This is a genomic window from Streptomyces sp. V4I8 (assembly GCF_041261225.1).
Taxonomy (GTDB): Bacteria; Actinomycetota; Actinomycetes; order Streptomycetales; family Streptomycetaceae; genus Streptomyces.
Map to the genome: position 1 here is coordinate 3,329,730 of NZ_JBGCCN010000001.1, position 11,989 is coordinate 3,341,718.

At 71.9% G+C, this 11,989-nt stretch carries 11 protein-coding genes; 5 read left to right on the forward strand and 6 right to left on the reverse strand.

Going from position 1 to position 11,989, the window contains the following annotated elements; all coding sequences use genetic code 11:
• Positions 1-11: 11 nt before the first annotated feature.
• The gene (locus ABIE67_RS15135; protein WP_370257282.1) at positions 12-827 is read right to left on the reverse strand and encodes an EI24 domain-containing protein; all 816 of its coding nucleotides are present in this window, start codon (positions 825-827) and stop codon (positions 12-14) included.
• A 218-nt stretch (positions 828-1,045) separates the two neighbouring features.
• Between ABIE67_RS15135 and ABIE67_RS15140 the strand changes: the two genes are divergently transcribed.
• On the forward strand, positions 1,046-3,634 hold the full coding sequence (locus ABIE67_RS15140) for a M14 family zinc carboxypeptidase (protein ID WP_370257283.1): 2,589 nt from the start codon (positions 1,046-1,048) through the stop codon (positions 3,632-3,634).
• A gap of 9 nt (positions 3,635-3,643) precedes the next feature.
• Complete coding sequence (locus ABIE67_RS15145) at positions 3,644-4,795, forward strand: serine hydrolase domain-containing protein (RefSeq protein ID WP_370257285.1); 1,152 nt, start codon at positions 3,644-3,646, stop codon at positions 4,793-4,795.
• Between the two features lie 101 nt (positions 4,796-4,896).
• Here the strand turns inward: ABIE67_RS15145 and ABIE67_RS15150 are convergent, their stop codons facing one another.
• Positions 4,897-5,316, reverse strand: a complete 420-nt coding sequence (locus tag ABIE67_RS15150) for an organic hydroperoxide resistance protein (protein WP_370257288.1) — start codon at positions 5,314-5,316, stop codon at positions 4,897-4,899.
• Between the two features lie 129 nt (positions 5,317-5,445).
• Positions 5,446-6,444 carry an NADP-dependent oxidoreductase gene (locus tag ABIE67_RS15155; RefSeq protein ID WP_370257289.1) on the reverse strand — a complete coding sequence of 333 codons (999 nt, stop codon included), beginning with the start codon at positions 6,442-6,444 and terminating at the stop codon, positions 5,446-5,448.
• Positions 6,445-6,558: 114 nt separating this feature from the next.
• Here ABIE67_RS15155 and ABIE67_RS15160 point away from each other — a divergent pair, with 114 nt between their 5' ends.
• From ABIE67_RS15160 to ABIE67_RS15170, 3 genes are all read left to right on the forward strand, one after another.
• Positions 6,559-7,002, forward strand: coding sequence for a MarR family winged helix-turn-helix transcriptional regulator (locus tag ABIE67_RS15160; RefSeq protein ID WP_370257291.1), 444 nt, complete (start codon positions 6,559-6,561; stop codon positions 7,000-7,002).
• Positions 7,003-7,132: 130 nt separating this feature from the next.
• Positions 7,133-9,829: a LuxR C-terminal-related transcriptional regulator gene (locus ABIE67_RS15165; protein WP_370257293.1), complete on the forward strand. Its 2,697-nt coding sequence runs from the start codon at positions 7,133-7,135 to the stop codon at positions 9,827-9,829.
• A 122-nt stretch (positions 9,830-9,951) separates the two neighbouring features.
• Positions 9,952-10,149 (forward strand): hypothetical protein, encoded by a 198-nt coding sequence (locus tag ABIE67_RS15170; RefSeq protein ID WP_370257295.1) that lies wholly within the window; start codon positions 9,952-9,954, stop codon positions 10,147-10,149.
• A gap of 27 nt (positions 10,150-10,176) precedes the next feature.
• Here ABIE67_RS15170 and ABIE67_RS15175 read toward each other — a convergent pair whose 3' ends face one another.
• The 3 genes from ABIE67_RS15175 to ABIE67_RS15185 form a co-directional block, all read right to left on the reverse strand.
• Positions 10,177-10,554, reverse strand: coding sequence for an SHOCT domain-containing protein (locus tag ABIE67_RS15175; RefSeq protein ID WP_370268618.1), 378 nt, complete (start codon positions 10,552-10,554; stop codon positions 10,177-10,179).
• A 217-nt stretch (positions 10,555-10,771) separates the two neighbouring features.
• Positions 10,772-11,185: an SHOCT domain-containing protein gene (locus ABIE67_RS15180; protein WP_370257297.1), complete on the reverse strand. Its 414-nt coding sequence runs from the start codon at positions 11,183-11,185 to the stop codon at positions 10,772-10,774.
• A gap of 278 nt (positions 11,186-11,463) precedes the next feature.
• Complete coding sequence (locus tag ABIE67_RS15185; protein ID WP_370257298.1) at positions 11,464-11,883, reverse strand: hypothetical protein; 420 nt, start codon at positions 11,881-11,883, stop codon at positions 11,464-11,466.
• Positions 11,884-11,989: the final 106 nt, after the last annotated feature.

An 11,989-nucleotide genomic window follows, 5' to 3' on the forward strand; every position in this document is an offset into this window, starting at 1 on the left:
GGGCCTCGTCCTCAGACGCCGGACGGGCTGAAAGCGTCCGGACCGGCGCTGGGAAGCGAACCCTCGTCCCGCCCCTCCTCGGTCTCCTCCCCCATCAGCTCCCGCGCCATCAGCGTCGCCCCGGCGACCGCGCCCGGCATCAGGAACACCGCGACGAACGGCACCAGGAAGGCCGCGGCGAGGGGCGCGCCGAAGCCCCAGACCAGGGTCTTGCGGGCGCGGAGGAGGGTGAGGCGGTCGCGGAGTTCGACGCGGCGGCGCTGGAGGGCGACCGCCGTGAGCTCCTCGGTGAGGAAGAAGCCGGTGACGACGACACCGATCACCGGTACGACCGTCTGGCCGACGACCGGGATGAAGCCGAGGGCGAAGAGCAGCACGCCCCAGACGGCGGCGCGCAACACGATCCGCAGGCTGTCGCGGCCCGAGATCCACAGCTCGCGCCAGAGCGGCAGGCCGGACTCGGGGGCCGTGCCGTCCGGGGAGACGTCCCGGTCGACCTTCTCGGAGAGGTTCTCGTAGAAGGGCTGGCCGATCAGGAGCGTGACCGCGGTGAAGGTGACGACGGAGAGGAGCAGGCCCAGGGCGAACAGGACGGCGGTGAGGAAGCCGCGGAAGAGGCCCTGCCAGGGGCTCGACCAGTCGTCGGCGAACGGCGTCGACCAGGACACGAAGTCCTCGCCCCAGAGCGCGAGGCCGACCAGCGCGGCCGCGTAGAGCACCAGGGTGAGCAGGCCGGGGATCAGTCCGACCCCGTACTGCTTGCCGTGCCGGGCCACCCATCGCTGGCCCTTGAGGAGATACCTGAACCCGGTCCCGAGATCGCGCATGCGAGAACTCTAGTCGGGCCGTGTCACACGGCAGTCACGGCCGCTTCGGCACCCGGTCACCCTCGCCTGCCCACTTCCGGCATGCCCCGTCCGGATGCCCTCGCATGGGCCATCCGGGCCAACCGGGCCATGCGTGGCTCCAACTCCCTCTTGTTGCGGTTGAGTCGAACAGGTACACCTCGCCGTACCGATCTTTGGACGTTCCGGAGGAGGTACGCGTGCGCACGACGAGAACCGTTCCCGCGAGACCCGTTCTGGTGACCGCCCTCACCCTCACCACGGCGGGCTCCCTGCTCCTGACCCCGTACACCGCGGCTGCCGCGGACCCGCAGCCGCCGGTCCACCGCGAGGCCGCGCTCGACCACCAGGCGGCGCGGACACCCGCGAGCGCCGCCCAGCGGGCCCTCGGTGCCGGCGAGTCGGCCTCCGAACCGGGCTCCGAACCGGCCTCCGGGGCGATCGGTGACGACAGCCGCGGCTATCCCCGCCGGCAGATCCTCACCGCCGACCCCGAGAACCCGGCCGACAAGTCCATCAAGCTGGGCCTCACCCCGTACCACGCCATCGCGCCGAAGCTGAACGCCCTCCAGGCCCTCGGCGACCGGGTGAGTGTCGAGGTCGCGGGGCACTCCGCCGGTGGGCACCGGCTCTACCTCGTCACCGTCACCGCCCCGGAGACCGCCCGCCAGGCCCGCGCGCAGGCGCGGATGCGCGAGCTCATCGAGCAGGTGCCCGCCCTGGCCGCCAAGTCACCCGAGATCAAGCGGACTTACAAGGCGCCCGTCTTCCTCAACAACAACATCCACGGCAACGAGTGGGAGGGCACCGACGCCTCCCTCGGGCTCCTCGAGCGGCTGGCCACCGCCAAGGACGCCGCGACGCGCGACCTGCTCGCGCACAGCCGCCTGTACTTCAACATCACCGCCAACCCGGACGGCCGTATCGCGGGCACGCGCACGAACGCCAACGGCTTCGACATGAACCGGGACTTCGTCACCGCCTCGCAGCCCGAGGTGCGGGCGATGCGGCAGATCATGGTCGCCAAGCAGCCGGCCGTCATGCTCGATCTGCACGGCTATGTCAACGGCACGCTCATCGAGCCCACCACTCCCCCGCACGGCGAGAACTACGAGTACGACCTCTTCCTGAAGAACACCTACGCCAACGCCCTCGGCATGGAGGCCGCCGTCAACGGCCTCGGCTACACGCCCGCGAAGGACGGGGTGCAGCCCGCGCAGATCCCGTTCCGCGACCAGGACGAGGGCTGGGACGACTGGCCGCCGATCTTCACCCCGCAGTACGCGGCCTTCCACGGCACGGTCGCCGCGCACACCGTGGAGATCCCGCTGACGGTGAACAACGCCGCGTACAACACCCTGCCGGTCACCGAGCTGCGCCGCCGGTCCGCGATCAACATCGACGTCGCCGGGGCCGCCCTGCGTGCCACCCTCGACTTCGTGCGGTCGAAGCGCGCCACGCTCGTCGCCGACCAGATCGAGGTCTTCCGGCGGGGAGCCGTCGGCGCCGCGCAGGTGCCGGTGTCACCGCAGACCGTCCCGGGCGTTCCCGGTATCGGCCCCGAGGACGTGTACACGACCACCTTCCCCCGCGCCTACGTCATCCCGGCCGGCCACCAGCGCTCCGCCACGGCCGCGGCCCGCCTCGTCGACCACCTCCTCGCCCATGACGTACGGGTCACCCGGGCGGCCCGCTCCTTCCGGCTCGGCGCACGGACGTACGGCAAGGGCTCGTACCTCGTCGACATGCACCAGCCCAAGCGGGGGCTCGCGAACGTGCTCCTCGCGGACGGGCGGGACATCAGCGACAAGGTCTCGGCGATGTACGACATCTCGGGCTGGAGCCTCGGCCGGCTGTGGGGCGCGGCGGTGGAGACCCTGCCGGGTATGCCGTACGGCGGTGTCCTGCGTCCGGTCCGGGCGGCGTCCTCCGTCGCGTACGTCGCCCCGCGCGGCGACCTGCGGCTGGGGCTCGACGACCCGAGCGAGGTCGCCGCGCTCAACTCCCTGCTACGGAAGGGAGTCGAGGTGCGGCGCGCGGCCGACGGCGGCGCGATCGTGCCGGGCTCGGCGCGCGGGCAGGCCGCGGCGGCCGCCCGCGCGTACAACGTGGCCTTCCATGCGACGAAGCTCACCGGCACCGCCCCGCTGCATCGCACCCGGGTCGCCGCCGCCGTCACGGCGGGCGAACTGTTCGCGCTGCGGGAGATGAACTTCGAGGTCACGCCGGTCTCGACGGAGGTGCTGAACGCCGGGTTCGACTGGTCGGCGGTGGATGTGCTGTTCGTGTCGGCGGGGCTGGAGTACGACGACCTGGGCGACGCCGCCCGCACCGCCCTGGGCGCCTTCCTCGACGGACACGGTCTCGTCGGCCGGGGTGCCACCGGTGCCGCGCTCAACTCAGCGGCCGGGCTGCTGGCGGCGAAGCCGGTCGAGGGCAACGGGGACGCCAACGGTGTCGTACGGGTGCGGAACGCGGGCAGTGTGCTCATGAGCGGCGCTCCGGAACACGGCTTCGTCTACGCGCCCGTGTGGTTCACCGACCTGGGCCCGGACGTGCGGGTCGAGCAGGCGTACGGGACCGGGAACCCGCTGGTCTCCGGGCACTGGCGGCCGTCGCGGGACGGCTCCGGCGGGCCGGCGGACGCGGCGGGGCAGGCGTCGGTGGTCAGCGGGCCGGGGGCCGTCCTGTTCGGCACGGAGCCGCTGTTCCGGGATCATCCGAAGGGGGAATTCGCCCAGGTCGGACGGGCGTTGTTCAGCATGGCGCGGACCAGTGGCAGCAGGTGAGGAGAGCGGATGACGCAAGGGATCCACGGCACCGTCGCGGACGGCTTCGAGGCCGTACGAGATGAGTTCGCCGCGTTCGTGGCGAGTGAACGGCCCGACTACGAAGGTCAGTTGTGCGCGTATGCGCACGGCCGCAAGGTCGTCGACCTGTGGGCCGGTGACGGGTGCGAGGCCGGCTCCCTCTACGGCGTGTTCTCCTCCACCAAGGGCGCCGCTCATCTGGTGGTCGCGCTTCTCGTGCAGGAGGGCACGCTCGAACCGGACCGCAAGGTGACGTACTACTGGCCGGAGTTCGGGGCCGAGGGCAAGGGCGCGGTGACCCTGCGCGATCTGCTCGCCCACCGGGCCGGGCTGGTCGGGCTCGACGCCGGGTTCACCAGGGACGAGCTGGCCGACGACCGAGCGATCGCCGAGCGGCTCGCCGACCAGCGCCCGTTCTGGCGCCCCGGCACGGCCTTCGGCTATCACGCGCTCGTCATCGGCGCGCTGACCGGTGAGGTCGTACGCCGTGCCACCGGGCGGACGCTCCAGGAGGTGTACGAGGAGCGGGTGCGGGCGCCGTACGGCCTGGACTTCCACCTCGGGCTGCCCGAGGAGCTGGAGCCCCGGTTCCGCTCCGTGCAGCCGATGGCGCCGACGCCGGAGCAGCGGGCGGTGCTGGACTCGGTGCCGCAGGGGCCGCACACCCTGTCCTCGATCGCGTTCAACACGCATGTGCCGGAGCCGGGCGAGCTGGTGGACTACGCCAACTCCCGTGCGGTGCGCGCGAGCGGGCCGGCGTCGGCGGGCGGTGTCGCGTCGGCGCGCGGGCTCGCCGGGATGTACGCGGCGGCGATCAGCGAGCTGGACGAGCGGCCGCCGCTGCTGAAGCCGGACACGATCGCCGAGGTCGGGCAGATCCATTCGACCGGGTACGACCTCGTGGCGCGGACCCACAAGTCGTACGGCCTCGGCTTCCAGGCGACGGCGGACACCTGGTACCCGTTCCTGGGCGCCGGCACTTTCGGCCACAGCGGCGCGGGCGGCTCCCAGGCGTTCGCGGACCCCCGCAGCGGCCTGGCGTACGGCTATACCCGCCGCCGGTGCGCGTTCCCCGGCGGGGCGGCCCCGGAGAACGAGCGGTTCGTGCGGGCCGTGCACTCGGCGGCGCTGACGTACTGAGGCGCGGCGCACGGCACAGCGCGCACGACAGAGGCCGCACCCCACGTCCAGGGGTGCGGCCTCCGCCGTAGCAACGAACCGTGTCACACAGGCGTCACGGCTCAGACCAGCGTCACCGTGATGTTGCCGCGGGTTGCCTTCGAGTACGGGCACACCTGGTGGGCCTTCTCAATGAGGCCCTTGGCGGTCTCGGCGTCGACGTTCGGGATCTCGGCGGAGATCTCGACGGTGATCCCGAAGCCGTCGTCGTTCTTGCCGATGCCGACCTTCGCGGTGACGGTCGAGCCGGAGATGTCGGCCTGCTCCTGACGGGCGACGACGCCCAGGGCGCCCTGGAAGCAGGCGCTGTAGCCGGCGGCGAACAGCTGCTCCGGGTTGGTGCCGGCGCCGCTGCCGCCCATCTCCTTGGGCGGGTTCACGACGACGTCGAGCTTGCCGTCGTCGGTGGCGACCCGGCCGTCGCGGCCGTTCTCGGCGGTGGCGACGGCGGTGTACAGGACGTCGGACTGCTGGATGGACATGCGGTGTCTTCCTCCTCGGTCCGCCGCGACTCGCGCCCACGATCGCGAACGGAATTCGGAAAGAAGTTACCGCATGCCGGAAATCCAGCACAGGCCCCCGCCCGCACGGACCTACGCCCGCCGGGAGACCTAAAGCTTGACGATCATCTTCCCGGTGTTGTCACCGCGCAGAACCCCGAGGAACGCCTCCAGGTTGTTCTCGATGCCCTCCACGAAGGTCTCGCGGTACTTGAGCCGACCGGAAGCGACCCAGGGGCCGACCTCCTGGACGAACTGCGGCTGGAAGTCGTAGTGGTCGCCGACGAGGAGGCCCTCGATACGGCCGCGGGTCGCGATGAGGCGGGCGAGGTTCTTCGGGCCGGGGGCGGGCTCGGTGTTGTTGTAGACCGAGATCATGCCGCAGATGGCGATCCGGCCGTGCACGTTGAGCTGGCCGATCGCGGCCTCCAGGTGGTCGCCGCCGACGTTGTCGAAGTAGACGTCGATGCCGTCGGGGGCGGCCTCGCGCAGCTGCTCGCTCACCGGCCCGTCCTTGTAGTTGAAGGCGGCGTCGAAGCCGTACTCCTCCACCAGGAGCTTGACCTTCTCGTCCGATCCGGCGGAGCCGATGACCCGGGAGGCGCCCTTGAGCTTGGCGATCTGCCCGACCTGGCTGCCGACGGCACCGGCCGCACCGGACACGAAGACGACGTCACCCTCCTTGAAGGAGGCGGTGCGCAGCAGGCCGGCGTAGGCGGTGAGGCCGGTCATGCCGAGGACGCCGAGGTAGGCGGAGAGGGGCGCGGCGTCAGGATCGACCTTGACGGCGTTCTTCGCGTCCACGGCGGCGTACTCGCGCCAGCCGAAGAAGTGCAGGACGTGGTCGCCGACGGCGATGCCCTCGGCGTTGGAGGCTACGACCTCGCCGACGGCACCGCCCTGCATGACCTTGCCGAGCTCGAAGGGGGCGACATAGGACTTGGCCGACGACATGCGTCCGCGCATGTACGGGTCGACGGAGAGGTACTTGTTCCGTACGAGCACCTGACCCTCGGCGGGGGTCGGCATCTCGGCCTCCACCAGGGCGAAGTCCTCGGCCTTGGGCCAGCCGACGGGGCGGGAGAGGAGGTGCCATTCGCGGTTGATCATGGGGGGTGCCCTTCCGGTTCACTGCGGTTGTGCTGCGTGCATTTACTTAAGCATCTGAAACAACCATGCTCCTGAATATTTCATGATGTCAAGTAACGGGGTTATCCTGAGAGCATGGCCACCCCACCCAAGACCCGCCTCCCCGATGAGCTGACCCTCGAAGTCGTCGACCTCATCGGCTCCGTCGTGGCCCGCTACCACGAGGAGTACGAGGAGGCCGCCGCCGAGCACACGCTCACCGGCGCACAGGCGCGGCTGCTCAGCCTGCTGTCGCTGGAGCCGCTGCCGATGCGGAAGCTGGCGCAGCGGCTGCGGTGCGAGCCGTCGAACGTGACCGGCATCGTGGACCGCCTGGAGACCCGGGGTCTGGTGGAGCGGCGCCCGGACCCGGCGGACCGCCGAGTGAAGCTGGCGGCGGCGACGGACGAGGGCCGCCAGGTGGCCCGCAGCCTGCGCGACTCCCTCCGGTTCGCCCGCGAGCCACTGGCGGGACTGTCCGAGGAGCAGCGGCTGACCTTGCGGGATCTGCTGCGGCGGATGCTGGGCGTGGACGTCTAGGACCTGTCGTTCGGATCTTCCCCGGCGTCGCGGGAGGCCCCTGGTCGCCACTTGCGGGTGGCCTGGACCGGGGCGAGGATCGGAACGTGGTGTGGTACCGCTCGGGCATCCATAAGGGCTGTGAAGGCGCGTGACGGCGCGCTCCGTCGGAGGGGACCACGGCGACTCCACGGTGACGGGGGTGACGCCGGACGGTGACCCGGTGCTCGCCGCCCGGCTCGCGGTCCCGGCGGTCCCGGGGACGTTCGTACGCAGGGACCGGCTCGTCGAGCAGCTGGCCGATGCTGTCGGCCGTCCCCTGACCCTGGTCAACGGTCCCGCGGGGGCGGGCAAGACCCTGCTGGTCGCCGACTGGATCACGGCCTGCGAGCCCGGGGCCGTCGCCTGGCTGACCGTGGAGCCGCAGGACGGCGCGTCCGGGGTCTTCTGGTCGTACGTCCTGCATGCCCTTCGGCACCACGGCGTCGCCCCGCCCGAGCACATCGGCAGCCCGGCCCGCCCCGGCGAGGTGGACCACTCGCTGCTGGCCCGTCTCGCGGCCTGGCTGAACGAACGGGACAGCCGGGTCGTCCTCGTCCTGGACGAGTTCGACCGGGTGGCCGGCTCCGCCGCGGTCGCCGACGAGCTGCAGTTCGTACTGCGCCACGCGGGCGACGGACTGCGCCTGGTGATCATCAGCCGCACGGAGCCGCTGCTGCCGCTGTACCGCTACCGGGCCGCCGGTGAACTCGGCGACATCCGCGCCGACGACCTGGCCTTCCGCGCCGAGGAGACGGCGGCCCTGGTCGACCGGCACGGGCTGCCGCTGTCGGCCGACGCCGCGCGCTTGCTGACCGAACGCACCGAGGGCTGGGCGGCGGGGCTGCGGCTGTGCGCCCTGGCCGCGCAGCGGGCCGACGATCCGGAGAGCTTCCTGAAGGACTTCGAGGCCGGGCACAGCACGCTGGCCGACTTCCTGCTGGGCGAGGTGCTGCGCGCCCACCCCGCCGAGACCCAGGACCTGCTGCTGCGCACCAGCATCCTGGAGAAGACCCATCCCGATCTGGCCAACGCCCTGACCGGGCGGGACGACGCGGAGCCGGTCCTGGAGGAACTGCAACGGACCAACGCGTTCGTCGAGCCCATCGGGCGTTCCTGGTACCGGCTGCACTCGCTCTTCGCCGAGATCCTGCGGGTGCATCTGCGCGTGCGCCACCCCGGCCTGGAGCCGGAGCTGCACCGTACGGCCGCCGAGTGGCTGAGCCGGGCGGGCCTGCTGGACGAGGCCCTGCGGCACGCGGCGGACGCGGGTGACTGGGAGCTGGCCGCAGCCCAGCTCATCGACCACCTGGCGATCGGCCGGCTGCTGACCGGGCTGGCCGCCGAGCGGTTGGACGGTCTCTTCGCCGGGATGACACCGGAGGCGTCGGGGCCCGCGCCCGACCTGGTCCGCGCGGCGCGCGAGCTGGCCCACCACGACGTCGACCGGGGTGTCACCTATCTGCGCCGGGCGGAGGAGAACCTGCCGGACGGCGACACCGACGACGCCGCCGCGGTGCGGTTGAGCTGTGCGGTGCTTCGGGTGCTGGCCGCCCGGGTGACGGGCTCGGCGGACCTCGCCGAGACGGCGGCGATGGACGCCGCGGAGGCCGGACACGCCCTCCCCGCCGACCGGTTGGAGCGAAGTCCCGAGCTGACGGCCCTCATGCTCACCGACCTCGGATCGGCCCAGCTGTGGGCGGGCCGCTTCGACGCCGCGCGGGTGACGCTGTCCGCCGCCGTCGAGGCCGCCCAGGGGCGGTCGACGGAGTTCCCCCGCTATGAGGCCCTCGGCCGGCTGGCGCTGATCGACTTCCTGCACGGCCGGCCCGGCCAGGCCGAGGCGCATGCCCGGGCGGCGGTCGCCGAGGCGGAGCAGTCGGGGCTGGCGGTGTCCCACCGGACCGGCATGGCACAGCTCGTGCTGGCCGCCGTGGCCATCGACCGCGACGACCTGGCGGCAGCGCAGGGCCATCTCGACCAGGCGGCCGCCACGTCCACCGCCGCCCGCGATCCCATCGTGGCCGTGGAGCTGGCGATCCTGCGCTCGCGGATGCTGGTCGCGAGGGGGCATTCCGGGGCGGCCCTGCCGGCTCTCGACGACATGGCCGGGCAGCTCCTGCTCTCCGCGGAGCCCTCCCCGTGGGTGAGCGACCGTATCGCCATGGCCACGGCCGCGGCGCATCTGGCCGATGGCGATCCCGAGGCGGCGGTGAAGGTCTTCGAGGAACACCGGTCGCACAGTCCGGAGTGCCTGACGGCCGAGGCCCGGGCACGGGTGGCCGCGGGCGACAGCGAACGGGCGTTGCGCATCCTCGACGAGCTGCCCGAGTCCCGGAACCGCGGACCGGCGATCGAGGTGTGGCTGCTGCTGACCCGTGCGCAGGCCGACGACGCGCTCGGTGACTCCGCGGCCGCGGAGAGCCTGGTCCTGCGGGCCCTGGCGGCGGCCCGGCCGCATCACCTCAGGCGGCCGTTCCGGGAAGCCGGGCCATGGCTCAGGCGGCTGCTGCTGGAGCGGCCCGCGCTCGCCCGGGAGCATGTCTGGCTGACCGGCACCCTCACGCCGGGGCCTGCCGACTCGCGGCAGCGGGAGGAGTCCGCGAGCCCCCGCCCGGAGCAGCTCAGCCCGCGCGAGCAGGACGTCCTGGAGCGGCTGGCCCAGCTCATGTCCACCGAGGAGATCGCCGCCGACCTGCATCTGTCGGTCAACACGGTGAAGACGCACCTGAAGGGCATCTACCGCAAACTCGCCGCCACCCGGCGCGGCGAGGCGGTCCGCCGGGCCCGCGAGCTCGGGCTGCTCTGACCCTGCCGCCGACGACGGACGCCGCCTCCGCCCACGGCCCCTGCCCCGACCACGCGGCCCCCGTGCGCCGCTCACCTCGCCGGGGTGATGTCCCCGCCGCCCCGGTCCCACAGCATGAGGACATGCGTTACGAGATCCGTGTCGACGGACAGATGTCGCAGGAGCTGACCACGGCGTTCCCCGAGTTGGACTCCTTCGTCGTCCCCCACCAGACCGTGCTGTACGGCCAGGTGGACGACGAGGCCCATCTGTACGGCCTGTTGATACGGTTCCAGTCGCTGGGCCTGCACATCGCGGAGTTCCGCCGACTGCCGGAGTGAGCCGCCGGTCCCGGGCGGCCGTACGGCTCAGCCCGCCAGCACCTTCTCCTTGGCCCGCTCGTACTCGGCGTCGGTGATGTCGCCGTGGTCGTGCAGCCCGGCGAGCTTGGCCAGCGCGTCCGCGTGGGTCGCCCGGGTCGCGCCGGTGGCCGGAGTCTCGGCGGCCGCCTCCTGGACGTAGGAGCGGAACGCCTCCTCCTGCCGCTGCATCTGGCGCACGTCACGCTCCCCCATCCCGCGCCCGCGGGCCATCAGGTAGACGAACACGCCGAGGAACGGCAGCACACAGACGAAGACCGTCCAGCCCGCCTTGGCCCCGCCACCCAGGGTGTCGTCGCGGAAGATGTCGCCGATGACCCGGAACAACAGCACGAACCACATGACCCACAGGAAGAACCAGAGCATGGTCAGGAACGCGTTGAGCAGCGGATAGTCCACTGTTGCCTCCACATGCCGGCCGCCGTGACACCACGGCGGCACTCCAAGCCTGATGTGTCCACGCTGCGCCTGTCGGCCCGCGACGGCATCACCCGAAGCGGGTGGGGTGTCGCTGTCCGTGGCAGCGCGGCCGTCGTGCGTGGCGCCGGACGCACCGGCCAACGCCGTGCCCTGACGGCCCGCGTCAGACGGCGAGGACCTTCGCCTTGGCCCGCTCGTACTCGGCGTCGGTGATGGCGCCCCGGTCGTGCAGGGCGGCCAGCCTGCCCAGCTCGTCCGCCTTGGTGCCCACGCCGGTGCCGGGAGTCTTCGGGCCGGGTGCGGCGGCCTCCTGGACGTACGCCCGGAAGGCCCGCTCCTGGTCCCGCGCCCGGCGCATCTCGCGCTCGCCCATCCCGCGTCCACGGGCGACCAGGTAGGCGAGGACGCCGACGAACGGCAGCACACACACCAGCAGCGTCCAGCCGGCCTTCCCCCAGCCACTGAGCGCGTCGTCCCGGAAGATGTCGGCGACGACGCGGAACAGCAGCATGAACCACATGATCCACAGGAAGAACCAGAGCATCGTCAGGAACACGTCGAGCAAGGGATAGTCCATGATCGCCTCCGCCGCCCGGCACCCGCGCCGACCACGCGGCGCCCGAGCACTCGAAACTCGTCGGCTTCACGGTGCGCCGGGGCCCGCCCGTCCGGCATCACCCCTCGCGGGTGGGCCGGTACGGGGGGCCTGGCATGAGGGTGGCCCGGCAGGAAGGGGCCTGGCCCGGCGAGGCTCCGCGCACGACGGTCCCGAGCCGGGATCGCCGTGCGCGGAGCGCCCCACAGGAGGCACGGCAGCGTGTGGACGTCAGCCGTTCCGAGCGGACGTCGGCCGCGCTAATCGGAGGTCGGGTCCCGCTTCACCACGCACAGGGCCCAGATGATGAACGCGTACAGCGCGATCAGCGTGAGGGACCAGACCGGGTAGTACGGGATGGACAGGAAGTTGGCGATGAGCAGCAGGGCCGCGATGCCGACGCCGACGACCCTCGCCCACGTCTTCGCGGTGAACAGGCCGAAGCTCACGATCACGGCGAGCGCCCCGAACAGCAGGTTGATCCAGCCCCAGCTGGTCAGGTCGAACTTGAAGATGTAGTTGGGGGTGGAGACGTAGACGTCGTCCTCGGCGATCCCCATGATCCCCCGGAAGACATCGAGGATCCCGGCGATGAACATCATCACCCCGGCGAACAGCGTCAGGCCGGTGGCGGCGGCCTGCGTCCTCTCTCGATGCTGGGGACGAGCGGTGCTGGCCATGTCCGGCCTCCCTTTCCTCGACGGGCTGCGGCGCGCAGCCGTACACCATCGAGCCTGATCCACGAGGCTTCGCCCGTCGTCACCCACGGAGGGTGAGGGCCCGCCG